Below are 25477 nucleotides of genomic sequence, written 5' to 3'. Positions count from 1 at the left end.
CTCCACTTTCCGCCCGGGCCGGACGGTCAGGTGACGGCGGGCTCGATGGTCAGGGTGCCGGCGTCGGCGTCGAGGACGGCCGGGGTGCCGATCGGGATGGCGCCCTGGCCGATCGGGAGGCCGCCCAGGATCGGCACGCCGAGCGGGGCCAGCTGGTCGCGCAGCACATCCAGCACGGGGCCGGGGCCGCAGTCGAGGTAGCGGCCCAGCGCCACCCCGCTGACGCCCTGCAGGCGGCCGGTGCGGTGCAGCATGGTCAGCTGACGGTCGATCTGGGCCGCGCTCAGCGACTGGCCCTCGAGCAGCAGGATCGCGCCGTGCAGGCTGGGCAGGATCCAGCCCGCGGCGGTGGCGATCTGTTCCTGGTCGCCGCCCAGCAGCACGCCGGCGGCCCGGCCGGTGGTGGTCAGTTCGGCCGTGTGCGAGTCGGGACCGCTCTGCAGCACGGTCGGCTCGGCGCCGAAGGCCGCGGCCACGAACGAGCGGTCGGGCTCGCCGTAGATGCCGGCCAGCCCGGCCCGCTCCCAGAAGGCCAGGTGCAGGATCGTGCAGTCGCGAAAACCGACCAGCAGCGTCGGCAGGTGGGCCGCGGTCGTGAAGTCCAGGCCGTCGGCTATCCGATGGGCGTACGAGCCGTGGCCGACCGCGACGATGGCCTTGATCGACAGGTCGCGCAGGGCTCCGTCGATGTCGGCCGTCCGGTCGGCGCCGGATCGGGCGTCCAGCGTGTGTTCGCCCACCGAGACCTTGAGGCCCAGGCTCTCGAGCCAGTGGGTCGTGCGCTCGACGTCCGCCCGGTCCGGCGGGTCCGTCGGTGACACCAGTCGCACCTGATCGCCGGCCCGCAGCCGCGGTGGCCGAACGATATAGACATACTCGGATGCACTCTGCACGTCCGCATTATCGCTCCTCCAGACAGGCGACCTCGCGATCCAGCGGGTTCCGGATCACACCTTCGAGGGGCAGGGTCGAGTACGGCGGCAGACAGGCCACCGGTGGCCACCTCCGACGCCGGCGACGATCTTCCCAGTAGGGTGCGCAGACATGAAGGTGTTCGAGGAAGACGTACGGATTTCCGGGGCGGGTCACGAGATCCGGGCCAAGGTGCTGACCCCCGACGGTGGCGGGAACCGGCCCGCCCTGCTGCTCTACTCCGACATCTTCCAGTTGACCGAGTCGACCTTGCGCACCTGCCGCCGTCTGGCCGCCGCCGGGTTCATCGTGTGCGTGCCCGAGATCTATCCGCGGGGTGAGCTGGCCGGCGTCGCCCTCGAGTTCGACGACGCGGGCAAGCAGGCCGGGCTGGCCGGCGCCGCCTCGATGACCACGGCCGAGTTCGACGAGGACAGGGTCAGCACCCTCGACTACCTGGCCGCCCGGGAGGACGTCACGACCCTGCACGTGGGCGGGTGGTGCCTGGGCGGGCACCTGGCCTTCCGGGCCGCCTTCGACGAGCGGGTCGCCTCGACCGTCTGCTTCTATCCGACCGGTCTGCACAACGGCTCGCTCGGCGCCGACACCGCCGACTCGCTGAGCCGGGCGGCCGACGTCCGGGGCGACCTGATGATCATCTTTGGCTCGCGGGACCCGCACGTGCCCGCCGGCGCCCGGGCCCAGATCATCTCCGCGCTCTACGAGGCGGGTCTGGAGGATCTGGAACTGCACGTGTACGCCGGCGGGGAGCACGCTTTCATGCGGGACGTCGGGCCGCGCTACGACCCGGCGCTCACCGACCTCGGGCTCGCCGAGGCGGTCTCGTTCCTCGGGGGCCGCTCGCTTCGCTGACCGGCCGCTCGGTCCGGGCCGGGTTCCCGCGTACGAGTTGATCGTGCACCCGCCACCGGCCGGCCACCGCGGCCCGCTCGGCCGCCACGTCCTGCTCCTCGAGCCGCTCGCGCAACAGGCGCAGGGCGATCCGGCGGTTGAGCCCGAACTGGCGCTCGGTGTCGACCACCACGACCAGACCGGACGGGCGGTGGGTGGCCCGCACGGCCGTGCTCGCCTTGTTGCGGTGCTGACCGCCCGGGCCGCCGGTGCGGGTGGCGACCACGTCGACGTCGCGCTCGGAGAAGACCGTGTGCGGCAGGTCGAGGCTCACCGTCTGCGCGATGACGTACCAGTTCTTGCGGCCGAGACCCGTACGGAAGGGACTCGAAGCCTGCCAGCAGAGCGTGCCCGTCCAGCCTTGGGCGAACTCGCGCGCGCCCGTCCCCTCGATCGTGACCAGGGCCGACCGCGACGTGTCGGAGGCGACCCCGGCCCGCAGCCCGCGCGCTGCCGCTTCCGCCTTCAACCGCACGAGCAGCTCGACCAGCGCCCACTCGCATTCCCGCGGCCCGCGCCCGGCCGAGAGCATCAGGTGCGCCTTCACCGCTGCCCCCTCGTCTTGTAGGTGACCAGCGGAACCGTGACGGCGACCGGCGTGGCCAGCCCGTGCGCCTCGAGGTCCCCGATCACCTGCTCGATCCGTTTGTAGGCCGTCGGCGCCTCCTCGAACAGCAACTGCCGATCGCCGCAGACCACCAGAGACCCCACTTTCGTACGCCGGAGCTCGGCCACAGTGTGTTTCGCCTTCCCGCGGCGCAGCGCGTCCGAGCGCGACATCTTGCGCCCGGCGCCGTGAGCCACGGACCAGTTGGCCTCGGCCCCCGCGTGCGCCGCGACCAGGTACGACGGCGTGCCCCGGGTCCCCGCGACCAGCACCTCGCGCGAGTCGCCGCGCGCCGCGCCCTTGCGGTGCAGGTAGAGCCCGTCGCGCACCTCGACCAGGTTGTGGCACTCGTCGACCACCGGCGCGCCGACCTCGGCTCCGAGGGCCCGCCCGACCCGGGCCGCCATCAGCCGCCGGTTGAGCGACCCCCAGCGCACCGCGTCGTCGTGGGCCCTCAGGTACGCGCCGGGGTCGGCGGCCGGCCCGGCCCCGTGCACCTCGGTGTGGGCCCGCAGGATGCTCTCGCCGAGCCCCCGCGATCCGCTGTGGACGATCAGCACGAGATCGCCCTTGGCCAGTCCGGTCGGCTGCAGAACGCTGTCGATCCGGGCCAGTTCGACGAAATGGTTGCCCCGCCCCACGGTGGCGAGGCTGTCGGTGTGCCCGGCCGGGATGTCGTCCGGCCATTCCGGGGCGTCCGGGGTCAGCGCCCGGTCGAGGTCGGGGAAGCGGCCGGCGATCCGCTCCAGGTTGGGTCGCTTGATCCGGATCGGGAACACGGCGATCCCGCACCCGATGTCGGAGCCGACGAGAAACGGGTAGAGCACCGACGACAACATGGCTGCCCCGATGGGCGCCCCCTTGCCGGGGTGCAGATCGGGCATTCCGGCGACCCGGATCATCCCGTCGAGCGCGGCGACCTGGTCGCACTGCACGAGGGCGTCGGACTCGATCCAGCTGCCGGGATTCGCGAAGACGCGAACGGTGGCACGAGCAGACTGCTGAGACAAAACAACTCCGAAAAGGGAATGACGGGGTGACGGCGGCGCGTCAGAGCGCGCGGCCTCGAGGAAGGGCTGAGGGCAGTCCGTCAGTACGTCATGGCTCGACTGTCGCTGATCAAGGCCGGGCCGACAACCGAATTTCCTTCGACATTGACATCGGTCCATGCGGGCGATGGGGTGGGTAGCGACATCCTTCAATGAAGCAGGGGGTTCGATGTCGCTTCGTCCTCGGTGGGTGGCCGCTGCCGCCGCCCTCACTCTCATCACCGCGTCGGTGTCAGTGCCGGCGTACGCGGCCCCGCCGCCGCCCATCACGCTCAGCGCCGGCGAGACGGCGCTCGTCCGGTTCAAGCTGGCCGACGAAGACGCGTTGCGGCGCCTCGTGGCTCAAGGCGCTGATCTCGCTGCTCGGCCGCGGACCCAACCGGGCGCCGTACTGGTCGACCTGGTCGTCGACAGTGAGCAATTCGCGACGCTGACCGGGCAGGGCGCCGTGCCCGTGCAAGTCATCCAGCGCGCGTCGGCGCCCCGGCCCGTGACGCAGTCCCGGCTGGCTGTGCAGGCCGACACGTTGCACTTCCTGCAGGCGTACTGGTGGACCAGCAACGGGCGGACGTTCCTGCAGACCCAGGTGGCCACCACGTCCAGCGACGACCCCGACGTCGAGATCACTGTCACCTGGCGTACGGCCGACGGCGCGACCGGGTCGTTCCCGCTGGTCCGGTTCGAGGACGCGGGCGAATACCAGTACCACTACGCGCTGCCGCAGCCCCTGCCGGGCAAGCCGGTGCAGGTGACGGCCACCTCCAGCCTCGGTGGCACGGCCCGGCCGACCACCCCGGGCGTCTGGCCCGGTGCTACGCCGCCGGCCACCCCCAGCGGCTATCAGAAGGACTTCATCGACGCCTACATGACGCCGATCGACGTCAAGGCGCGGATCAAGCGGCTGGCGCGGCAGTACCCCGAGCTCGTCGATGTGATCAACCTGCCCAACCGGACGCAGGGCTACCGGCGTACGGCCGTGGCCTATCTCGGTGATCCGAACGCGGCCGCCGTGGTCGTCGAGTCGGTGAAGTTCGGCGCCCAGAACATGAACGGCGTGCAGGTCCGCACGGTCGACCCGGGTCAGGCCAACCGCCCGCTCGCGGCCACCTACCGGGACCGCGTTCTCACCGTGCGGCTGGCCACCGACAGCGGCGGCAAGGTGATCAGCACGACCGACGACGTGGCCGCGTTCATCACGGCCCGCTACCCGCAGCAGTTCCGCGCGGTCGTCGAGGCCGGCTCGGCCGGTCTGCCCATGCCGATCGCGGGCCCGGTGCGGCTCGACGACGGTTTGAAGGGCACCGAGGTGCCGACCGGACCGTGGACCGTGCAGGCGCTGCGCATCGGCAAGGTGCGCGACGGCTCGAAGCCGGGCGTGCTGGCGTACTCACAGGAACATGCCCGTGAATGGGCGACGCCGCTCGTGACGCTGGAGTTCGCGGAACGGCTGCTGGCCAACTACGCCACCGACCCGGCCACCCGCGAACTGGTCGACTCGGCCGACGTGTTCATCATCCCGACCGTCAACCCCGACGGCGCCAACTACTCGTTCAACGACTACAACTTCCAGCGCAAGAACCTGGTCAACCACTGCACCGGCGCCGCCCGCGACCCGCGCAACCGCGACTCGTGGGGCGTCGACATCAACCGTAACTACACGGTCGGCTCCTACTTCGACGGCTATGTCGGCGCCAGTGCCAACTGCCTTTCCGGCACGTACGCGGGCACGGCCGAACTCTCCGAGGCCGAGAGCGGCAACGTGATCGCTCTCGCCGAGTCGCACCCGAACATCGGGCTGGCCATGAACGTGCACAGCTACGGCGGCTACTTCATGTGGCCGCCCGGCGCCTACCGGGCCGACGGCCGGGTCACGCTGCCCCGCCCGTCGATCGACGAGTCGAAGTTCTTCCTGGACAGTGCCCGCCGCATCGTCGGCGCCATCTCGGCCGAACGCGGCACGGTGACCTGGCCGTCGTACACCGGCCCGGTGGCCGACGTGCTGTACTCCGCGGCCGGCAACTCGGCCGATCAGCTCTACTACGAGCTGGGCATCGACGCCTGGGACTTCGAGGTCGGCAACGACCGCTGGAACGAGGCGACCCAGCAGTGGGAGGGCGTCGGCTTCCAGCCCCCGTTCGACGAGGCCCACGCCGAGGCCCAGGAGTACGCGGGCGGCCTGGTCGAACTGGTCCGCGTGGCCCGCGACAAGGCCGCCGCCGGACAATGACGCCCTGAACCCAGCCACGACCAGCGCGGACGCCGCCCGGCCCCGTCCCCGGGCCCGGGCGGCACTCGGCTCCGCCGGGGTCGGAGCCGGGGCGGGTTTGCGCTCAGCTTCGCCGGGCCGGGGTGGATCGGGCGGCGGTCGGCTTCGTCGCCGGGGGCTCGGATTTCGCCGGGCGACGCTCGCAACACGGTCGGGAACCGGCCTAAGCTTGATCCGTGACCGGGACCACAGCCGGGTTGGTGCTCGCCGCGGGTGCGGGGAGCCGCTACGGCATGCCGAAGGCACTGATCCCGTACCCCGAACAGCTGCTGGTCGAAAGGGCCGTCGACACCCTGCGTGCGGCGGCCCTGTCACAGATAGTCGTGGTGCTGGGCGCGGCGGCCGAGCAGGTCAGGGCCGCCGCCCCCGCTCTACCCACGACAGTGATCAACCCCGACTGGCCCACGGGCCTGGGATCATCCCTGCGCACCGGCTTGGAAGCGTTGACGGAAACGCCGGCCGAAGCCGCAGTGGTCCTGCTGGTCGACATGCCCGGCGTAACCCCCGAAGCCGTACGCCGAGTGACGGCTCACGCCACCGCCGACGCCCTGGTCATGGGCGGCTACGGCCCCCGCCGCGGCCACCCGGTGCTGCTGGGCCGCGCCCACTGGCCCGGCGTCCTCACGAGTGCCACCGGCGATTCCGGGGCAAGGTCGTATCTGAAGTCCCACCCCGTACGCGTCGTCCCCGTCGACGACGTGGCCGACGACCTCGACCTGGACGTCCCGGAGCTGAACCCCCATGCGTGACACACCCGACGCCGGCCCGGCCGCCCCAGGGCCCGCCGCCCGAGGCGCCCGGCTGAGGCAGTCGTCCGTGCCTGACGTGCGAAGCGCTCGGCTGAAAGTGGTCGCCCATCGAGGACGTGGAGGTGTGGCCCCGTGCGTGATGTGCTGGACGCCTTGCTGAAGTGGTGGCAGGCCGACATCCCGGTCGGGCTGGCCACGGTGACCGCGACGTGGTCGAGCGCGCCGCGCCAGCCCGGCGCCGCGATGGTCGTCGGCCCCGACGGCGAGGTGGTGGGAAGCGTCTCCGGCGGCTGTGTCGAGGGCGCCGTCTACGAGCTGTGCCGCGAGGTGATCGAAACCGGCGCCGCCCGCACCGCGCGTTTCGGCGTCAGCGACGACGACGCCTTCGAGGTCGGCCTGACCTGCGGCGGCACGATCGAGCTACTGATCGAACGAGTCGACCGCGAGTCGTTTCCACAGCTCCCCGCCCTGGCCCGAGCGATCGCCGAGTCCCGCCCGGTCGCCCTGCTGACCCGAATCCCCACAAGCCAGAACCCGCCCGTCACGAGCACCAGTCCCGCACCCAGCAGCCTCCCCGACGCGCGCCAATTGCTCGATCTGGCCACCAGCAGCGCCGCCCCCGACAGTGGCCCCCGCACCGGGCTCACGACTGGCAGCCGGGACGACGCTCCCGGCGCGGCCAACAACAGCGCCGCTCCCCGCGAGGCCAACACCAACGTCGCCCCTGGCAACGGTCGCGGCCCCGAGCCCGAAGCCAGCGGTCGGGGTGACGTTCACGACGCAGCCTCCATCAGCGTCGCCGCCGACAATGGTCGCAGCGCGCAGGCCACGGCCGGCAGCTGGGACGACGCTCGCGGGCCGGTGTCCGCGGACGGCGCCCGTGGCTCGGCTCCCGAGGACGGCAGTCTGGGTGCGGGGCGCCACCTGCTCATCACGCCCGACGGGCGCGACGGATCGTTGGGGGGCGACCGTATCGACGACGCTGCCACCGATGACGGGCGGGGGTTGCTCGCCGCCGGGCGTACCGGGGTTCTGCATTACGGTCCGTCGGGGGAGCGCCGTGGCGAAGGTCTTTCGGTGCTGGTCGCCTCGTTCGCGCCGCCCGCTCGCATGCTGGTGTTCGGGGCGACCGACCATGCCGCGGCGACGGCCCGGATCGGCTCGTTTCTCGGCTATCACGTGACCGTCTGCGACGCCCGACCGGTTTTCGCCACCGCCCGCCGCTTCCCCTCGGCCGACGAGGTGGTGGTCGACTGGCCCCACCGCTACCTGATCGCCGAGGTGGAAGCGGGCCGCATCGACGAGCGCACCGTCCTGTGTGTGCTGACCCACGACCCCAAGTTCGACGTCCCCGTGCTCGAGGTCGCCCTGCGCCTGCCCGTGGCCTACGTGGGCGCGATGGGTTCCCGCCGCACCCACGACGACCGCAACAAGCGCCTGCAGGAAGCCGGTGTGGCCGACGCCGACCTGCACCGCCTGGCCTCCCCGGTCGGCCTGGACCTGGGCGCCCGCACCCCCGAGGAGACCGCGGTCAGCATCGCCGCCGAGATCGTCGCCCTCCGCTGGGGCGGCACCGGCGCCCGCCTGACCGCCACCGAGGGCCGCATCCACGGCGAGTGACACAACCAGATAGGCCCTAGCTTTCGGCCATGATGCGCTCCAAGGTTCGCCGGCCGGTGCGGCTCATGACCGGATTGGTCTCGTGGTAGTACCAGACGAGCCCCATCGACTGCTCGAATGCCCACGCCCGGCCCCTCTCCCATTCGAGGTCGTCGCAGCCCAGTTCCCGCCGGAGCGTCTGTCGTGGGCGGTCGTCGAGTAGGTGCCACGCGCCCACGAGATCGGTCGCCGGGTCAGCGGGCGCGAGGCCGCCCACGTCGAGAACCCCGGCCAGCCGATCGTCGGCGACCAGGAGGTTGCCCGGCATGAGATCGCCGTGGGTCATCACGTCGGGGGCGTCGCCGCGCGGCAGCTCGCGCATCACGGCCCAGGCCCGGCAGAGCGGTGGGACGTCGAGCAGGTGCTCGCTGTGCCGGAAGCAGGTCTGCACCCATTCGTCGTGAGCCGTCAAGCGTCCACCGCGGCCGCCACCGGAGAACGTCCGGCCGGCGGTGTCGATGGCCCGCACACCTTCGATGAACTCGGCCAGGTCGACCGCGAAGGCCACCGACCGGGCCGGGTCCCGCTCGGTGGCGACCACGCCCGGGATCCAGGTCTGCACCGACCACGGCATCGGGTAGCCGAACCCGGGTTCACCGATGGCGACCGGCTCCGGGGTGGGGAACCTGGTCCGGCCCGCCAGCTCCTGGGCCGCCTCAGCTTCCTTGTCCAGCCGGTCGCGAGCGACCCCGAGATCTGCACGCTGCAGCGGGAACCTTCCAGCGAGCCCGTCACCGATGCGGAAGACGGCGTTGACCGTCCCCTGCGCGGTGACCCGGCGCACCGGGCGACCCCGCCATTGCGGGAACTGCGCACTGATGAGCGCCGTGACGTCGTGCTCGGTCACGGCGAGCTGATCAGGATGCATTCACTCGGCCAGGAGCTCGGCGAACTCGGCCGGGTCGATGATCGGGACGCCGAGCTTGGCCGCCTTGGTGGCCTTGGCCGTGGTGGTCTCGGAGGTGATCAGGGCTGTCGTCGTGGCGGAGACGCTGCCGCTGGCCCGGCCGCCCAGTTGTTCGATGCGTTCGCTGACGGTGGTGCGGGTGTAGCCGGGCACGGTGCCGCTGACCACATAGGTGCGGCCCTCGAACGGCTTCTCGCCCTCGGTCTCGGGGACGGACATCGTGACGCCGGCGGCCGCGAGGCGGTCGATCACGCCGGACATGGCGGTGAGGCCGTCGACCACGTGCTGGGCTTTGATCAGGCCCATTTTGTCGATCTCGGCGATCTCTTCGACGGTGGCGGCGCGCAGCGCTTCCATGGTTTTGAAGCGGGCGGCCAGCCACCGGCCGACGCTGCGGCCGGTCATGCGGATGCCCAGGCCGGTGATGACGCGGTTGAAGGGCTGGCCCTTGCTGCGCTCGAGGGACGCCACGACCTTGGCCGCGTTGAGTTTGCCCAGCAGCACCACGCCGCCGGCCTTGGTGTTGCCGACGGGCAGCTCGGCCAGCTGGTCCTCGGTGAGTGTGTAGAGGTCGGCCACGTCGTTGGCGATGCCCTTGCTGACCAGAACGACGCACAGTGCCTCGCCCACGCCCTCGACGTCCATGGCCTCGCGGCTGCACCAGTACTCGAGCGCGTTGGTGGCGCTGCACGACGCGGTGTGGCAGCGCCAGAGCAGGCTGGACTTGTCCCACGGTTCGCCACACTGCGGGCACGTCTCGGGCGGCGCCCACGGGGTGAGGCCGTGCGGCTGCTCGCCGATGGGGGCGGTGACCCGGGGGATGACGTCGCCGGCCCGCCACACGGCGACGGTCTGGCCGATGGCGAGGCCCTGATCCTCGACGAACTTGGGGTTGTGCAGCGTCGCGTACGTGATGGTGGTGCCGTCGACGAACACCGGGTCGAGCACGGCCCGCAGCGAGATGCGACCGGTGCGGCCGACCCGGACCTCGATGTCGCGCAGCACAGTGGAGCCGGTGTCGGCCGGGTATTTGAAGGCGGCCGCCCAGTGCGGGGTGCGGCTGCCCGAGCCGAGCTTGCGGCGGGTCGACTCGAGGTCGGCTGTGAGCACCGCGCCGTCGATCGGGAACTCGAGGCTGCGGCGCAACTCGCCGATGCGGGCCACGGCGGCCAGCGCGGCCTCGGCGTCGGTGGCGACCTGGATCTCGCCCGTGGCCAGCTTGCCGGCCACAGGAAAGCCGAGCTCGACGGCGCGGGCCATGCGCTCGCGGTGGGAGTCGAACGAGCCCGAGATGTCGTAGGCCGAGAAGGTCATCGGCGCGTCGTAGGCCCGGTCGACGGTGCGGATCGACCCGGCCACCGCGCCGCGCGAGTTGATGAACGGCTTGCCCCCGGCCGCGACCCGGTTGGCCCCGGCCGCCTCGAAGTCGGCGACGGTCATGTAGACCTCGCCGCGCACCTCGCCCGTCCAGTCGGTGGCGAGCCGCGCGGGCAGGCCGGCCAAGCCCCGCAGCACCTGGGCCGTGACGTTCTCGCCGGTGCTGCCGTCGCCCCGGAGCGCGGCCAGCGCGAGCCGCCCCGACTCGTACTCGACGCGGATGGCCAGACCGTCGAGCTTGACCTCGACCAGGCAGGGTTCACCGCCCAGGCTCGCCACGAAGGCCCGTACGCCGTCGTCGCCGTTGATCTTTTCGAGCGACATCATCGGCACCGGGTGGCGCACGTCGCCGCCGCCGGACACCCCGGCCGCGACCTGGGTGGTGAGACCGCGGTCGTCCCACTCGGGGTGGGCCTGTTTGGCGGTGGCGATGCGGTCGAGCAGCGCGTCGTAGTCGGCGTCGGTCATCAGCACGTCGCCGGTGTCGTAATACGACTTCGCGGCGGCCTGCGCCTGACCGACCGCGGCGGCGAAGTCGGCTTCGGTGAGGGCGGAGTCCGTCATGCCGACAACCTACGTCCCCGGTACGACAATTCCGCGCAGCCGAGGCCGGTTGGCACCACCTCCTACTGTGAGGGCGTGACGAACGTCGACCCCTGGCCGGTGCCGGACGACATCGTGCCGCCCGAGGCGCCTCCGACGCGGGCGCGGCGCGGTCTGTGGTTCGTACTTCTGATCCCGGTGCTGGCGGTGGTGCTGCTGGCCTGCGCCGTCGGCTTCCTGTTCCGCCAGTCCGACAGCGGCAGCGCGGCCATCCCGCCGCCACCGCCCCCGTCGTCGCCCATCGAGGTCGTCTACGTGGTCGCCTCGAACAATGACGGAGACGTGGCCAGCGTCGAATACACCGACCAGGACCGCGACATCATCCGCAAGGGCGAGGTGAAGCTCCCCTGGCGGATCACCTTCGAGTACCTCGGCGACAAGCCCCCACTCGTCCTGATGGCCCAGCGCAAACAGGGCGGCACCGGCGCGGTGACTTGCTCGATCACCGTCGGCGGCAAGGAATTGACCACCGCCGTCCAGCGCGGCCGCTACGCCGCCCCCCAGTGCTCGGCCTAGGAGAGAGCCTTCAGCGCAGCCAGGAAACCGGCCCGCTCGTCGTCGGGTAGAAGAGCCAGCAGCGACTCCTCGGCCGTACGGATCTCGGCCTGCACCGCGCGGCTACCAGCAGTTCCTCGAGTTCTTCGTCGGCGCCGACGCGGAAGTCGACGAGCAGTGGGCCACGCTCACCGGGGCCGGCCACCACGGCCGCATGGCCCCGGCCCAGACCGCCGGCCCGTACGCGGCCATGATCGACGACCCCGACGGCAACGTCGTGCTGATCACCTCGGACGCCGCCGCCCAGCCCTGAGATCGTCAGCGGGGGGTGTACTCGAGCAGCACCACGCCCGACGCGAAGGCCTTGGTCCGGGTCGGCGCGAGCGGCAGCGTGACCCCGTCGAACAGGCGAGTGCCGCTGCCCTGCACCACTGGATAGACGAACAGGCGGTACACGTCGACCAGCCCGGTCGGGATCAGCGACCGCACCAGCGTGGTGCTGCCGGTGACGGTGATGTCCTTGCCGTCGCGCTCTTTCAGTGCGCTGATCTCGTCGGTCAGCGGACCGCGGAGGACGGTGCTGTTCTGCCACTCGGCCTTCTCGAGGCTGGTCGAGACCACGTACTTGTCGACCTGATCCAGATACGCCGAGATCTCACCCTCCTGGTGGGGCCAGAACCCGGCGAACTCCTCGTAGGTCACCCGGCCCAGCAGCAGCCCGTCGGCGTCGGCGCTGTGCTGCTGGTTGACGGCGGCCAGTTCGTCGTCCTGCGTCATCGGGTCGAACCAGGCGCCCATGGGCGCGATGATGCCGTCCACAGTGATGTTCTCGGTCACGATGAGTCTGCGCATGACCCGCACTTACCCCGTCAGGGCAGAAAACCCCGTACCGCGGCCAGACCCAGCGCCGTCCGGGGGTGATAGGCGGTGCGCCACAGGCCGCCGTGGGCCGCCGACACCGCCTCGTCCTGCCACGCCATCGGCGCGGCCGGGCGCGGCTTACGGATCTGGTGGACCAGCAGCAGCGCCATCAGGCGGTTGGCCGTCTCGGGCCGGAAGATCTCGACGTCGAACAGGTGGGCCCCGGCGTAGGCCGCGGCCAGCAGCCGGTTGCTGGTCACCGAGCGGGTCCAGGTCGGCGGGGCCACCGCGAAGCTGACCACGCCGTCACGCCGGGCCACCGCGGCCCGCCAGCGTTGGATCCGCTTGGCCAGCGCGTAGTTCGGGCCCTGCTGCGGCACCAGGCTGTCGTTGATGGCGTCGTCGCGATAGTTGGGCTGCAGCAGCCGCCCGCCTGAGAGCGCCCCGGCCACCCGGGCCCGCCGCGACCTGTCCCGGAACCGTTGTGTGGACTGCTCGACGGCCGAGGGCGGCACCGCGAAGACATCGGTCGGCGTGGCCAGAAAAGACAGTGCGACGTCGTCCCGGCTCGCCCGCAGCCGCAGGGCCAAAGCATCAAAAGCCACTGACAATTGCGCGTACGCCGCCCCGGGCGCATACACGTAATTGCCGACGATCAGCCGTCCGTCGATCCCTTCCAGCCACTGGGCCACCGCCCCGAGCTCGGTCAGCAGGTCGGCCCCGGGGTCGCGCCCCGGAAGCACCGGCGCGATCAGCGTGCCCGCCGAGGGCACCGCGGCCACCCGCTCCCACACCGCCGGCAGGTCGATCGCCACCACCGTGCCGCCCCAGCCCAGCACGGCCGGCACCGGGCCCATCTCGGCCGCGGCCCCGATCGCGACCAGCCGCTGATCGGACAGGTCGAGCCAGTCCGGGTGGGCCATCACCTCGCGCACCGCCTCGGCACACGACTCCTCGATCACGCCGGCCGTCACCCACGCGTCGAGCCGCCGGCGCAGGCCGTCGCCGCGCAGCAGTTCTTTCCCGTACGGAAGAACGACCTCGCTCTCGCGGGCCGCGCTCCCGGTCGTGGTGTGCGTGTCGAACGGCTGCTCGGGCGCCTCCAGTGCGACCGGCATCCGCTTGTGCACCGCGGCCAGCCCGGCCGCCGCGATGTCGTACCCGTCGGCCGTCCCGGCCGACACCAGCGCCCGGAAGTGCGGCAGGTAGCCGCGGCGCCAGTCGGTCTGCGCGGCGGCGGCGTCGGCAGCGGCGGGATCGGCGGCGCGCAGGGCGTCGGCGACCACGTGGCGGCCGAAAGCAGCACTGCTGCGCCGGCCCGTCTCATCGGCGGGAAAGTCGATCACGCGCGCCAGTATCTCCTCCCTGGGGAGGAGACGCGCTCCGACCGTCGGCCGCAACCGAGGCTCGTGGTCGGGCGATCCGGGCTCGGAAACGCCGGACGCTGCCGTTATGACTACCGTTGCGCAGCGCACCGTTCGATGGCACCGGCCGCTGCTGGTGCTGACCGCCGCGATGGCGCTGCTCGCCCTTGTGGCCGCCGTGGGCCTGGTCACCGACGACCGGATCCTGGTCGGCGCCCCGATCTGGGCCAAGCCGTTCAAGTTCGCCGTCTCGTTCGCCCTGTACGCGCTGACCCTGGCCTGGATGCTGTCCGTGCTCCCGCGCCGCAGCCGGGTCGGCGAGTGGGCCGGCACAGTCATCGTCGCCGTGTCGTTCGTCGAGATGGCCATCATCACCGCGCAGACCGTGCGCGGGCACCGCAGCCACTTCAACGACACCAACCCGCTCGACAGCCGGCTCTGGTCGATCATGGGCGCCTCGATCATGGTGTTGTTCGTGGCCCACCTGGTCATCGCCGTCGTCGCCCTGCGCCGGCGGATCCCGGACCGGGTGGCCGCGGCGGCGATCCGGTGGGGTCTGTTGCTCTCGTTGCTCGGCCTGATGGTCGCCTGGCCGATGGTGATGCCGAACCAGGCCACGCCGGCCGAGGCGCTGTCGGGCGCCCACGCGGTCGGGGTCCGCGACGGCGGGCCGGGACTGCCGCTGCTGGGCTGGAGCACCACGGGCGGCGACCTGCGGATCGGGCACTTCGTGGGCCTGCACGGCCTGCAGGCGATGCCGCTGCTGGCGCTGCTGCTGACCCGTCGGGCCCGGTTCGGCGAGGCGGTGAGCGCGCGGCTGATCACGGTGGCCGGGGTGGCGTACGCGGGAATCACGCTTCTGACGACCTGGCAGGCGCTGCGGGGCCAGCCGTTGCTGCGGCCCGACGCTCTCACCCTGGCCGCGCTGGCGGGCCTGGTCGCCGTCACCGCCATCGGTGTGCGGTGGGCCCAGACCCTAAAGTGATCACCATGGGCTGGCTGGCTCGCCTCTTCGACAAGCGGGACACGTGGGCCCGGATGATCCTGCTCGACCTGAGCGGGCTGAGCTACCTGATCTTTCACCCGGGGGAGCAGCCGGCGCCGACCGGGCCGCAGTGGGCGCTCGCGATCACCGCGTTCGTGCTGCTGATCGCGCTGTCGCGCTGGCCCCGGGTCAACTTCGGGGTGCAGCTGGTGTTGCTGGTGGTGGCGTTCCAGCTGATCGACGACACGACGATCAACCAGGTCGGGGCCAGCTGGGCCCTGGGCGAACTGGTCGTCTGGGCCGTCCGCCCGTGGATCTACCTGGTGGCGGCGGCGCTGCTGACCGGCGTCCACCTCGCTCTCGGCGTGCTGCGCGACGGCGATGAACTGGCCGGGCTGATCCTGCCGGTCGGTCTGCCGCTGCTGATCGGCCTGGTCGTCCGGTCATCGCGGGAGCTGGCCACGCGGGCCGAGCAGCAAGCGGCCTCGGAACGGCGGGCCGACCGGGCCGACGAGCGCAGCGCCATCGCCCGCGAGCTGCACGACGTGGTGGCCCACCACGTGGCGTCGATGGTGCTGCGCGTCGGGGTGGCCCGGCACGTGCTGCCCGGCATCGACCCACGGGTCGGGGAGGTGCTCGACGACGTGCACCGCACCGGCACGGCGGCCCTGGATGACCTGCGGCGACTAGTCGCCGTGCTGCGCGACGAGGGCACGGCGACCGACGCGGCGCTGGCCGCGGTCGAACCGGGCGCCCTGCCCGCGGCACTGGGCGCGGCCGTCGACACGGCCCGCCGCACCGGTCTCACGGTCGAGGCCGACATCGACGAGGCGGTGGGCACGATCGATTCCGTACGGGGGCTGGCCGTGTTGCGGCTGACGCAGGAGGCGCTGACGAATGTGGCCAAGCACGCCGGCCCCGACGCCCGGGCTCGCCTGCGGGTGGCGGTCGAGGACGGGAACGTGGTCTGGGAGGTCAGCGACGACGGCGGCCGGGGTGCGACACCGCCCGCGCCGGGCGGTGGCCACGGGCTCACCGGCATGCGGGAGCGGGTCGAGGTGCTCGGCGGCACGCTGACCGCCGGACCCGAGGGCGACGGCTGGCGGGTGGCCACAGTGCTGCCCGCGCACAGCGGGGCGGCCGCGTGATCCGGATCCTGCTCGCCGACGACCAGCAGCTCATCCGGGCCGGGCTGCGGATGCTGTGCGACGCCGAGCCCGACCTCGAGGTGGTGGGCGAGGCCGGCGACGGCCGCGAGGCGATCACGCTGGCCGCCCGGCTGGCGCCCGACGTCATCGTGATGGACCTGCGCATGCCCGGGGTCGACGGGATCAGCGCGACCAGCCGGGTGCTGGCCGAGCGGCCCTCCGTCCGGGTGCTCGTGCTCACCACGTTCGGCGACGACGACCACCTCTACCCGGCGCTCAACGCGGGCGCCTGCGGGTTCCTGCTCAAGGACGCCCCACCCGCGGAGCTGCTCGACGGCATCCGGCGGGCCGCGGCCGGGGACAGCCCGTTCAGCCGGGACGTGCTCAAGCGGCTGGTCGACCGGGCCACCAGCGCCGGGGCGGACCGGCGACAGCCGGTTGCGGGCCTGACCGCGCGCGAGCAGGACGTGCTGCGTCTGGTGGGGGAGGGGCTCTCGAACACCGAGATCGCCGAGCGGCTGCACATCGGCATCACCACCGTCAAGACCCACATCACCGCGCTCATGGCCAAGACCAACAGCCCCAACCGCGTACGCCTGGCCCTGCGGGCCCACCACAACTGAAAAGCCGGAGCCCCCGTGGCGGCGGGAACTCCGGCTTTGTCTCGTCCAGGTTATCTCAGCGCGATCAGCCCTGTCGGCCGTTCCAGCGCGGGTTCTTCTTGTTGATCACAACCTGGCGGCCGCGACGACGGGTGACCACGCTTCCGGGCTTGCTCTTGAGCGACCGCAGCGAGTTTCGGACCTTCATGATCGGTACCTCTCTCCGCGCCGGCGAGGCGTCCGCCGGTCGCGAGTGATGTAACGACCGTGGCAAGGCCGGTATTTCCGCGTTGCGGGCAGGGTTTCGCCTCATGTCGACGGGGGCCGCACCGATCACAGGGCCATGCGTATGCGCTCCCTGGCCACCGCGGCCGCCACCGCCGCCGTCGTCCTCGCCGGATCCGCCGTCCCCGCCCTGGCCGCCCTCCCGGAGGGGACCGTCGTCGGGGCGGGCCTGCCCGGCGCGATCCCGGGCCGGTACATCGTCACGCTCGACGAGCCGGCCGCCGGCGCCGCCTCGGCCCTCTCGGTGGACGGCGGCAGCACGTACGTCGCCGACATGAGCGCGACCCAGGCCCGCCGGCTCGCGGCCGACCCGGACGTGCGCTACGTCGAGCAGGACCGGATCCTCACGCTGCAGGCGACCCAGAACAACCCGACGTGGGGTCTCGACCGGATCGACCAGCGGGTCACCAAGGCGTCCAAGTCCTACACGCCGACCGCGGACGGCGACAACGTGCACGCGTACGTGCTCGACACCGGCATCCGGATCTCGCACCTCGACTTCGGCGGCCGCGCGTCCTACGGCTACGACGCGTTCTCGGGCACGAGCACCGCGAAGGACTGCAACGGGCACGGCACGCACGTGGCCGGCACGATCGGTGGTCAGTTGTTCGGCGTCGCCAAGAAGGTCAAGCTGGTCGCCGTCCGGGTGCTCGACTGCAAGGGCCGGGGCTCGCTGTCCGGCGTCATCGCGGGCGTCAACTGGGTCACCGCGCACGCGGTCAAGCCGGCCGTGGCCAACATGAGCATGGGCGGCTCGACCAGCCCGGCGCTCAACGCGGCCGTGCAGCGCTCGATCAACTCCGGGATCACGTACGTGGTGGCGGCCGGCAACGAGAACCGCAACGCGAACACCTCGAGCCCGGCCAACCTGGCCGCCGCGATCACCGTGGGCGCCACCGACTCGGCCGACCGCCGGGCCACGTTCTCGAACTACGGCACGGCCCTCGACCTGTTCGCGCCCGGCGTCAACATCCGCTCCGACTACTACGGCGCCGACGACCTGACCGCCGTGGCCAGCGGCACCTCGATGGCGGCCCCGCACGTGGCCGGCGCGGCCGCGCTGGCCCTGGACGCGTCGCCCGGCCTCAGCCCGCTCCAGGTGCGCAACCTGCTGGTCAAGAACGCCACCCCGGGCAAGGTCAAGGGGCCCAAGGGCTCGGCCAACCGGCTGCTGTACGTGCCGCGGCCGCCGGCCAAGGCGGTCATCAAGAGCGCGGCTCTGACCGTGACGGCCGGACAGGCGTACTCGGGTCAGCTCGCCCTGACCGCGGGCCGCCGCGGCACCTGGAGCCTGGCCGGCGGCAAGCTGCCCACCGGCCTCGCGCTCAAGCCGAACGGCCTGATCACCGGCACCCCGACCGGGCCCGGCACGGCCACCGTCACCGTCCGCTTCACCGACTACGTGCCGCAGGCGGTCACCCGCTCGATCAAGGTCACCGTACGCACGACCACCCCGGTGATCACCACGACGTCGCTGCCCGCCGCGGCCACGACTGACTACTACTACCAGCAGCTGGCCGTGGCCGGCGGCCGCACCGGCACCTGGTCGGTCGTCTCGGGCGCGCTGCCCGACGGCCTGACCTTGTCGGCCGCCGGCGTCCTCGAGGGGATGCCGGCGACCGCGGGCAGCGCGGCCTTCACGGTGGCCTTCACCGACAACTTCGGCGCCCGGGGCACGCAGCCCCTGACCCTCGAGGTCAGCTGAACGTAGCCGCGTACTTCTCCGCGACGGCCGCGGAATCCGGAAGGTCTGCCTCGACGACGGGCAGGCCTTCCGCCACGTCCGCCCCCAGTTCGGTCAGCAGTTGGCGCAGCAGGGCCTCGGCTGCGGCGGCCTGCGGCGCGACCCCGGCCGTGACCACCGGCACCGCCCGCTTGCCGGCCAGCGCCTGGGCCGGCAACTGGTCGAGCAGCACCTTGAGGACGCCGGTGTAGCTGCCCTTGTAGGTCGGGGTGGCCACCACCAGGACGTCGGCTGCCTTCAGCGCGGCCACGGCGGCCGCGGTAGCCTCGTCGCCCGGCGTGAGCAGGCCCGGGCCGAGCTCGCCGACCTCGATGACCTTCGGCTGCTCCAGCCGGGCCAGGGCCTTCCCGACGGCGGTGGCCAGGATCGACGTCCGGGAACCGGGCCGGGGGTTTCCGGACACGACGACGTACTGGGTCAATTGACTCTCCTTGGGTCCGTTTCGTAACTGAGGCGGGAGCGAGGCGCGGTCCAGATTTCGTCTGGTGGTGGCCCGTGAAGGCCTGGCTACCGGTGTTGTGACCAGGCCTTCACGGGACGCCGCCAGGCGGGATCTGGGCCTCGCCGCAGCCCCGCCTCAGTTACGAAACGGACCCTGATCAGGCGGCGTGCCGCAGGTGGGTGTAATGCCCGTCGTGGTAGACGAGCGGGGTCACGGAACTGTCCTCGTGGTGCCAGCCGGTCTCGGGCGAGGCCAGCACGATCGTGTGGTCGCCGGCCTCGACCCGCTGCTCGACCCGGCACACGATGCGGGCCAGCACGCCGTCGAGCAGCGGCACCCCGCCCGGCCCGGGCCGCCAGGCCCCGTGGGCCGCGAAACGGTCGATGTTGCTGGTCGAGAACGTGCGGGCCACGTGTTCCTGCTCCTGGGTCAGCACGTGCACGGCGACGATGCCGGCCGCCTCGACCGCCGGCCAGGCCGAGGCGGTGTGGGCCAGGCAGAACGAGACCAGGGGCGGGTCGAGCGAGACCGAGGTGAACGAGGTCGCGGTGAAACCGGCGGGTGGCTCGCCGGGCGCGGTGATGACGACGACGGCGGCGGCGTGCCGGCGCAGCAGCGTCCGGAAAAGATCGGTATCCACATAGTGGGATATCCCGGAATCAGGCGGGGTGGCGGCTCGCATGAACATCACCGTGCGCCCCTTCTGGCGGCCGTGTCAATGGCCGTCTCAAATCCTAGCTCTCCTAGGGAATATGTCGGGCGACTCACCGGCCGAGGTCTTAACCTATCTCGCAGATAGGAGATATATTGATCGGGCCGTTACCGGAGGGAGAACCCCATGTCCGCGCTCGCCGTCGCCCACCCCGCTGTTCCGCGCCGCCGTCTCCACCCCGTGCCCGACCTGCCGGAACCGCCCGTCACCGTCACGATCAGCATCTCGGGCTCGGGAGCCGGCCGCGACCGGGTCGTGGCTGCCCTGCGCGACTTCGTGGACGCGGCCGGGTCGGCGGTCTCGGTCGAGGAGCCGCCGGCCACCGGTGAGGCGCTCCGGCTCGAACCCGGCGCCCGCACGGCCGTCCGCTCCGGGCAGCAGCTCGACCTGAGCCGCCTGGAGTACGATCTCTTGCTGTTCCTCGCGCGGCACCCGCGCCAGGTGTTCAGCCGCAGTCAGCTGCTGGCCCAGGTGTGGGGGCACACGCACACCACCAACCGGACGGTCGACGTGCACGTGAGCCGCCTACGCACCAAACTGGCCGACCCCGAGGTCGTGACCACCGTCTACGGGCTCGGCTACCGCCTGGCCGACGACGCCTGCGTCACCGTGGTCGAGCGGTGACCCGTCGGACCGTCGCCGTCGTCGGGGGCGGGTGTGCCGGCGTGCTGGCCACCCGCGAACTGCTGCGCGGCACCGACGACCGGGTCGTCCTGATCGAGCCGGACGAGCCGGGCGGCGGTCTGGCCTACGGCTCGGCCCGGCCGTGGCATCTGCTCAACTCGCGGGCCGGGGCGATGAGCGCCGATCCGGACGATCCCGGGCACTTCGCCCGCTGGGCCGGGTCTTCGCCGGACGAGTTCCGGCCGCGCGCCGAGTACGGCCGGTACCTGCAGTCGGTATTTGCCGATATTTCGGACAGTGTCGAGGTCAGGCGGGCCCACGCCATCGGTCTCTCGGCCACCGGCGTCCGCCTGGCCGACGGCACCGAGGTGCGGGCCGACGGCGTCGTCGTGGCCACCGGCAACCCGGCCGCCGCCCAGCCCGCGGCCCGGCCCGACCACCCCGACTACATCGCCGACCCGTGGGCCAAGGGCGCGCTCGACGCGATCCCCTCCGACGTGCCGGTGCTGCTGGTCGGGGCCGGGCTGACCGCGATCGACGTCGCGCTCACGCTCACCGCCTCGGACCGGGACGCCCCGATCACCGCGGTCAGCCGCCGGGGCCAGTTGCCGCTGACCCACACCGAGGTGGCCGCGCCCCCGATCGGGCTCGCGCTCGACGACTGCACGACCCTGCGCGACATCGTGCGGGCCGTACGGGCCGAGGCGGCCCGGGCCGGGGACTGGCGAGCCGTGGTCGACGGGTTGCGCCCGTACCTGGACGAGCTGTGGACCGCCTTCACGCCCGACGAGCAGGAGGCGTTCCTGCGCCACCTGGCCCGTCCCTGGGAGTGCCACCGGCACCGGATGGCCCCGTCGGTCGGGGCCCGGGTCGCGCTGCTGCGCGAGGAGGGCCGCTTCGAGGTGCGGGCGGGCGGCATCCGCTCGATGTCGGCGCCGCCCGCCGGCGGCCTGCTGGTCGAGCTCGAGGCCGGCGTCCAGTGGTTCGGCGCTGTCGTGAACTGTGCCGGACCGGGCCGCCTGCCCGAGGCCGCGGGCTCGTTCGTGGGCAGCCTGCTCGAGGCCGGCCAGGCGCGGGTCGGCCCGCACGGGCTGGGGCTCGACATCGACCCGGCGGGCCGGCTGATCGGCGCCGACGGGCGGGTCCAGCCCGACCGCCGGCTCATCGGGCCGCTGCGCCGCGGCGCCCGGTGGGAGACCACGGCCGTGCCCGAGATCCGCGCTCAGGCCCGGGGTCTAGCCATCCCGGTTGGATAATACGATTCGCGCTATGCGTGGGCGTTCGCGCAGGTCAGGCGGGTTTCGTTCACGGGCGTCAAAAATGTGAACATCTTGTCGAACCATCGAGAAGTCTCAATACTCCGAGGGCAGAGCGGTACGCCGGCTACGGCGTACCCCCACCCCCTGGGAGGACCCCCGTGCTCAACCGGAAGCTGCGCCGGCCGATCGTCGGCCTTGCTGCCTGCATGCTCGTCGGCACCGGACTCGCCGCCTCACCCGCGTCGGCCGCCCCCTCCGGCGACTCGTTCGCCCCCAGCGCTCTCTCGCAGAAGCTCGACTCGCAGTTCGGCGTCAACGCCGCCGGCTCGTACATCGACTCGGCCGGCAAGGTCGTCGTCAACGTCACCGACGCCGTGACCGCCAAGTCGGTCAAGGCGGCCGGCGCCACCCCCCGCTTCGTCAGCCGCACCGGCGCCCAGCTCGCCGCGGCCGACAACGCCCTCAAGAGCAGCCTGAAGACCCCCGGAACCGCGTTCGCCGTCGACCCGGTCAGCAACCAGGTCGTCGTCGAGGTCGACAGCACGGTCACCGGCGCCGCGCTCGCCGCCGTCGAGGCCACCGTGGCCAAGCTCGGCGACAACGCCCGCATCGAACGCGCGCCCGGCCGGATCAGCACCAACATCAGCGGCGGCGACGCCATCTACGCCGGCGGCGGCCGCTGCTCGCTCGGCTTCAACGTGCGCTCGGGCAGCACCTACTACTTCCTGACGGCCGGCCACTGCACCAACATCGCGTCCAGCTGGACGAACGGCTCGGTCACCCTGGGCACCCGCTCCGGCACCAGCTTCCCCGGCAACGACTACGGCATCGTCCGCTACACCAACACGACCATCACCAAGAGCGGCACCGTCGGCAACCAGGAGATCACCTCGGCCGGCACCCCCGCCGTCGGCGCCACGGTCACCCGCCGCGGCTCCACCACCGGCATCCGCTCGGGCCGCGTGACCGCCCTCAACAGCACGGTCAACTACGCCGAGGGCTCCGTCTCCGGCCTGATCCGCACCACCGTCTGCGCCCAGCCGGGCGACAGCGGCGGCCCGCTCTACGCCGGCACCACCGCCCTGGGCCTCACCTCAGGCGGCAGCGGCAACTGCACCTCGGGCGGCACCACGTACTTCCAGCCCGTCACGGAAGCCCTGAACGTCTACGGCGTCCAGGTCTTCTGATCCTCTGCTTCTTCAGCTGCTCGGTTTTCTTCAGCAACGGCCCTGTCGGTATCGGCAGGGCCGTTTGCTTGCGGCCTTTTTGAAAGTACGGGATTAACCGACGCGTTCACTGAGGAGCGGACGGCCTGAGCGGTGCTCGCGCCCCCACCCGGCTTCCGGCCCAGAGTTTGTGGCGCCCCGGCTCGCAGGCTCCGCCCGCCTCGCCCACACCGCCCGCCTCGCCCGCGCCCGTCGTGCCGTCCCGCCTCGCGCTCGCCGTGCCGCTCGCCGCTGGCTGCCGTGTCCGGGGTAGGGCTAGCCCTACCCCGGATCGGGTGGCTTGCCGGATCGGTTGATGCGACGCGGGTCAATAGCGTCGTGGATATGACGACAACCCAGCTCGAGACTTCTCAGGCCGCCGCTCAGCTCGAGATTCCTCAGCCGGAGGCACCGCTGGCACCCGCTCAGCTGGAGATGCATTCCGCTACTGCCCAGCTCGGGAGCTCGTCGGCGCCCGCACAGCTCGAAGCTCCACCGGCGCGGCGGGTCGTGGAGGACTCGCGGTATGTCCTGAGTGGGCTCCCGTTGGCGGTGGCGTCGTTCGTCGTTTGTGGGACTGCGTTCACGGCCGGGCTGAGCCTGGCGGTGGTGTGGATCGGAGTGCCACTGCTGATGCTGGCCCTGCTGCAGTCGCGCAAGTTCGCCACCCAGGAGCGAGCGCGGGCGGGCGCGGTGCTCGGCGTCGAGGTGCCCGAGCCCGCCTACCGCGGAGGCCGCCTGCTACCCCTGATCACCGACCGGATGACCTGGTGGGAACTGAGCCACGCCATGCTGCGCTTCATCCCGAACACGATCGCCGTGTCGTTCGTGGCGACCTGGTGGGCCGGAATGCTGGGCGGTGTCAGCTTCGCGCTGTGGGGCTGGTCGCTGCCGGGCGACGACCTGCCCGAGCTGCTGGGCCTCAGCGACACCTACGCCGCCTCGGTCATCTGCTACCTGGTCACCGGGCTGATCTTCGCGCTCACCCTTCCCGCCGTCGTCCGGGCCGCGGCCCGCTTCGAGGCGCGTATCGCCCTCACGTTCCTCGGCCGATAGCGCAAGATTCAACCTGCCGCAAGCCGGTGTGGATGGGGCGAAGTTATCCACAGATCCGGATTGGACGCCGCCCGCGAGGGGCCGAACCCGGCAGAATCATGGCCGTCAACCGGTGAACGAGGGGGAGGGGGCCGTCCTGAACGAACCGCCACCAGACTTTCCGCAGCTGCACCCGCCCGAGCGCGAGACGTTGACCCAGTTCCTCGACGAGCATCGTGCGATGGTGCTGGCCGCACTCGACGGAGTCAGCGACCAGGTCGCGGGCGAGCGGCTGCTGCCGGCCACCGACATGACCATCGGCGGCATCGTGAAGCACCTGGCCCACATGGAGGATCTCTGGTTCACCTACATCCTGCTCGGCGCCGACTTCCCCGAGCCCTGGACCACCGTCGGCACCGACGAGACCTGGGCCTGGACCTCGGCCCGCGACGACTCGGTCGAGTCCTTGCGCACGCTTTACGAATCAGCGTGCGCCCGCAGCCGGGCCGCCGTCACCGGGATCAGCAGCCTCGACGAGCGCGCGGCGCGACCGTCGTTCGGCAAGGCGCCGGTCAGCCTCCGCTGGATGCTCGCGCAGATGATCCGCGAGACCGCCCAACACTGCGGCCACCTCGACCTGCTCCGCGACACCCTCAAGCCCACGGTCTGATCAGCGGGACTCCTCGACGCGCTCCTCGCCGCGGCGGCGGAGCAGTTTCAGGCCGGGGAGGCCGGCGATGGCCAGGTGCAGGTCTTCGGTGACTTCGAGCAGTTTGTGCAGGTCGGGGCCGACCTGGTCGAGTTTGCCGAGCAGCGGCATCACGTCGTCGACCAGGTGTGAGCGCAGGGCCGGCAGCTGGTCGATCATGCGGATCGCGGCCGTCACCTCTTCGGGGGAGAGTTCGTCGACGAAGCGGCGCGCTATCGGGGCGCCCTTCATGAGCGCCTCCGAGTAGGCGGCGAGCAGCAGGGCGGCTTCCTTGGCGGTCTTGTCGGCCTGGCCCACCACGTTCTCGGCCTGGGCGCTGACCTCGGTGGCCCGCTCGACCACGCCCGCGGCCGCGTCCGAGATGCCGACCGCCCGCAGAACCACGCCTTCGGCCCGCTCGCTGACCTGCTCGGCCCGCCCGACCACCGTCCCGGCCCGTCCGCTGATCTCCTCCGCCGTGCCGACGACCGAAGCCGCCCGCCCGCTGACCTCTTCGGCCCGCCCCACCACAACCCCGGCCCGCGAGCTGATCTCCTCAGCGCTGCCCACGACGACCCCAGCCCGCGAGCTGATCTCTTCGGCGCTGCCTACCACGCTCGAGGCGGACGTGGCGATGCTGCGGGCGTCGGCGACCGTCGCCTCGGCGGCCTCGACCACGGCGGTCACCCGGTGGATCAGGGCCTCGGCCTCGTCGGCGATCATGGTGACGCGGCTGACCAGGAGTTCGGTCTGGCCGAGCAGGCCGACCACCCGTACGGGCACGGTGGCGGCCGCGGCCGCCGTCTCGACGACCTGGACCACGGCGGAGCGGGCCAGTTCGGCGAGCGCGGCGGGTGACAGCAACGGGATGCGCATGTTCCCATGATGCGCCAGGAAGGCACGCCTCAAACGCGATCACCCTTGGTGAACGCCGGGTACGCCGAAAGTCGATACTTGCTGTCAATCTCGTACGCGCTGCACCCTAGG

At 71.9% G+C, this 25477-nt stretch carries 25 protein-coding genes; 14 read left to right on the top strand and 11 right to left on the bottom strand.

From position 1 onward, the window contains the following. Positions 1-26: 26 nt before the first annotated feature. On the bottom strand, positions 27-821 hold the full coding sequence (locus M1L60_RS22180; RefSeq protein ID WP_253239386.1) for a S66 peptidase family protein: 795 nt from the start codon (positions 819-821) through the stop codon (positions 27-29). A gap of 223 nt (positions 822-1044) precedes the next feature. Here M1L60_RS22180 and M1L60_RS22175 point away from each other — a divergent pair, with 223 nt between their 5' ends. After that, entirely contained in the window at positions 1045-1785 is a 741-nt protein-coding gene (locus tag M1L60_RS22175) for a dienelactone hydrolase family protein (RefSeq protein WP_253239385.1), read from the top strand. On the opposite strand, the gene M1L60_RS22170 is transcribed toward M1L60_RS22175, so the two are convergent. Both M1L60_RS22170 and M1L60_RS22165 read right to left on the bottom strand, forming a co-directional pair. After that, a complete protein-coding gene (locus tag M1L60_RS22170) occupies positions 1727-2371 on the bottom strand; it encodes a peptide chain release factor-like protein (RefSeq protein ID WP_253239384.1) in 645 nt (214 codons plus the stop codon). The genes M1L60_RS22175 and M1L60_RS22170 overlap by 59 nt on opposite strands. Continuing rightward, on the bottom strand, positions 2368-3441 hold the full coding sequence (locus tag M1L60_RS22165) for an RNA ligase RtcB family protein (protein ID WP_253239383.1): 1074 nt from the start codon (positions 3439-3441) through the stop codon (positions 2368-2370). The genes M1L60_RS22170 and M1L60_RS22165 overlap by 4 nt, the downstream gene beginning before the upstream one ends. Positions 3442-3649: 208 nt before the next feature. Between M1L60_RS22165 and M1L60_RS22160 the strand changes: the two genes are divergently transcribed. The 3 genes from M1L60_RS22160 to M1L60_RS22150 all read left to right on the top strand — a co-directional run bounded on the left by M1L60_RS22160 (position 3650) and on the right by M1L60_RS22150 (position 8115). Beyond that, positions 3650-5707, top strand: coding sequence for a M14 family zinc carboxypeptidase (locus M1L60_RS22160; protein ID WP_253239382.1), 2058 nt, complete (start codon positions 3650-3652; stop codon positions 5705-5707). 215 nt (positions 5708-5922) lie between these two features. Continuing rightward, the gene (locus M1L60_RS22155; protein ID WP_308208521.1) at positions 5923-6495 is read left to right on the top strand and encodes a nucleotidyltransferase family protein; all 573 of its coding nucleotides are present in this window, start codon (positions 5923-5925) and stop codon (positions 6493-6495) included. Positions 6496-6627: 132 nt separating this feature from the next. After that, entirely contained in the window at positions 6628-8115 is a 1488-nt protein-coding gene (locus M1L60_RS22150) for an XdhC family protein (RefSeq protein WP_253239381.1), read from the top strand. A 16-nt stretch (positions 8116-8131) separates the two neighbouring features. Here M1L60_RS22150 and M1L60_RS22145 read toward each other — a convergent pair whose 3' ends face one another. After that, positions 8132-9001: an aminoglycoside phosphotransferase family protein gene (locus M1L60_RS22145; protein WP_253239380.1), complete on the bottom strand. Its 870-nt coding sequence runs from the start codon at positions 8999-9001 to the stop codon at positions 8132-8134. Positions 9002-9022: 21 nt separating this feature from the next. Further along, positions 9023-11002 carry an NAD-dependent DNA ligase LigA gene (ligA, locus tag M1L60_RS22140; RefSeq protein WP_253239379.1) on the bottom strand — a complete coding sequence of 660 codons (1980 nt, stop codon included), beginning with the start codon at positions 11000-11002 and terminating at the stop codon, positions 9023-9025. A gap of 75 nt (positions 11003-11077) precedes the next feature. Here ligA and M1L60_RS22135 point away from each other — a divergent pair, with 75 nt between their 5' ends. Further along, a complete protein-coding gene (locus tag M1L60_RS22135) occupies positions 11078-11557 on the top strand; it encodes an MmpS family transport accessory protein (RefSeq protein ID WP_253239378.1) in 480 nt (159 codons plus the stop codon). A 297-nt stretch (positions 11558-11854) separates the two neighbouring features. Here the strand turns inward: M1L60_RS22135 and M1L60_RS22130 are convergent, their stop codons facing one another. Further along, complete coding sequence (locus tag M1L60_RS22130; protein WP_253239377.1) at positions 11855-12388, bottom strand: dihydrofolate reductase family protein; 534 nt, start codon at positions 12386-12388, stop codon at positions 11855-11857. A 17-nt stretch (positions 12389-12405) separates the two neighbouring features. Continuing rightward, positions 12406-13743: a hypothetical protein gene (locus M1L60_RS22125; protein ID WP_253239376.1), complete on the bottom strand. Its 1338-nt coding sequence runs from the start codon at positions 13741-13743 to the stop codon at positions 12406-12408. 106 nt (positions 13744-13849) lie between these two features. Between M1L60_RS22125 and M1L60_RS22120 the strand changes: the two genes are divergently transcribed. From M1L60_RS22120 to M1L60_RS22110, 3 genes are read left to right on the top strand one after another with little or no spacing between them, the layout of a single operon-like run. Further along, entirely contained in the window at positions 13850-14746 is an 897-nt protein-coding gene (locus tag M1L60_RS22120; protein ID WP_253239375.1) for a hypothetical protein, read from the top strand. A 5-nt stretch (positions 14747-14751) separates the two neighbouring features. Continuing rightward, on the top strand, positions 14752-15894 hold the full coding sequence (locus M1L60_RS22115; protein ID WP_253239374.1) for a sensor histidine kinase: 1143 nt from the start codon (positions 14752-14754) through the stop codon (positions 15892-15894). After that, positions 15891-16517: a response regulator transcription factor gene (locus tag M1L60_RS22110; RefSeq protein WP_253239373.1), complete on the top strand. Its 627-nt coding sequence runs from the start codon at positions 15891-15893 to the stop codon at positions 16515-16517. Before M1L60_RS22115 ends, M1L60_RS22110 begins: the two co-directional genes overlap by 4 nt. Positions 16518-16581: 64 nt before the next feature. Here the strand turns inward: M1L60_RS22110 and M1L60_RS22105 are convergent, their stop codons facing one another. Beyond that, on the bottom strand, positions 16582-16704 hold the full coding sequence (locus M1L60_RS22105; RefSeq protein WP_127501833.1) for a ribosomal protein bL36: 123 nt from the start codon (positions 16702-16704) through the stop codon (positions 16582-16584). Positions 16705-16839: 135 nt separating this feature from the next. Between M1L60_RS22105 and M1L60_RS22100 the strand changes: the two genes are divergently transcribed. Beyond that, positions 16840-18486: a S8 family serine peptidase gene (locus M1L60_RS22100; protein ID WP_253239372.1), complete on the top strand. Its 1647-nt coding sequence runs from the start codon at positions 16840-16842 to the stop codon at positions 18484-18486. On the opposite strand, the gene M1L60_RS22095 is transcribed toward M1L60_RS22100, so the two are convergent. Both M1L60_RS22095 and M1L60_RS22090 read right to left on the bottom strand, forming a co-directional pair. Then, on the bottom strand, positions 18479-18946 hold the full coding sequence (locus M1L60_RS22095) for an NADPH-dependent FMN reductase (protein ID WP_253239371.1): 468 nt from the start codon (positions 18944-18946) through the stop codon (positions 18479-18481). The two genes, M1L60_RS22100 and M1L60_RS22095, sit on opposite strands and share 8 nt — an antisense overlap. A gap of 178 nt (positions 18947-19124) precedes the next feature. Then, positions 19125-19649 carry a flavin reductase family protein gene (locus M1L60_RS22090; protein WP_253239370.1) on the bottom strand — a complete coding sequence of 175 codons (525 nt, stop codon included), beginning with the start codon at positions 19647-19649 and terminating at the stop codon, positions 19125-19127. A 156-nt stretch (positions 19650-19805) separates the two neighbouring features. On the opposite strand from M1L60_RS22090, the gene M1L60_RS22085 reads away from it, so the two are divergent. From M1L60_RS22085 to M1L60_RS22065, 5 genes are all read left to right on the top strand, one after another. Next, a complete protein-coding gene (locus tag M1L60_RS22085) occupies positions 19806-20303 on the top strand; it encodes a winged helix-turn-helix domain-containing protein (protein WP_253239369.1) in 498 nt (165 codons plus the stop codon). Next, positions 20300-21559, top strand: coding sequence for an FAD/NAD(P)-binding protein (locus M1L60_RS22080; RefSeq protein WP_253239368.1), 1260 nt, complete (start codon positions 20300-20302; stop codon positions 21557-21559). The genes M1L60_RS22085 and M1L60_RS22080 overlap by 4 nt, the downstream gene beginning before the upstream one ends. A 161-nt stretch (positions 21560-21720) precedes the next feature. Next, positions 21721-22749, top strand: a complete 1029-nt coding sequence (locus tag M1L60_RS22075; RefSeq protein ID WP_253239367.1) for a S1 family peptidase — start codon at positions 21721-21723, stop codon at positions 22747-22749. Positions 22750-23112: 363 nt separating this feature from the next. After that, entirely contained in the window at positions 23113-23823 is a 711-nt protein-coding gene (locus tag M1L60_RS22070) for a sensor domain-containing protein (RefSeq protein ID WP_253239366.1), read from the top strand. A gap of 112 nt (positions 23824-23935) precedes the next feature. Then, positions 23936-24472: a DinB family protein gene (locus tag M1L60_RS22065; protein WP_253239365.1), complete on the top strand. Its 537-nt coding sequence runs from the start codon at positions 23936-23938 to the stop codon at positions 24470-24472. Here M1L60_RS22065 and M1L60_RS22060 read toward each other — a convergent pair whose 3' ends face one another. Beyond that, positions 24473-25366 carry a methyl-accepting chemotaxis protein gene (locus M1L60_RS22060; protein ID WP_253239364.1) on the bottom strand — a complete coding sequence of 298 codons (894 nt, stop codon included), beginning with the start codon at positions 25364-25366 and terminating at the stop codon, positions 24473-24475. It abuts the gene before it with no gap. Between the last annotated feature and the right edge of the window lie 111 nt (positions 25367-25477).

This window comes from Paractinoplanes aksuensis (genome assembly GCF_024137025.1).
Taxonomy (GTDB): domain Bacteria; phylum Actinomycetota; class Actinomycetes; order Mycobacteriales; family Micromonosporaceae; genus Actinoplanes; species Actinoplanes aksuensis.
Note: the sequence above shows the minus strand (reverse complement) of the source record. Positions and strands in the feature narration are given on the sequence as shown.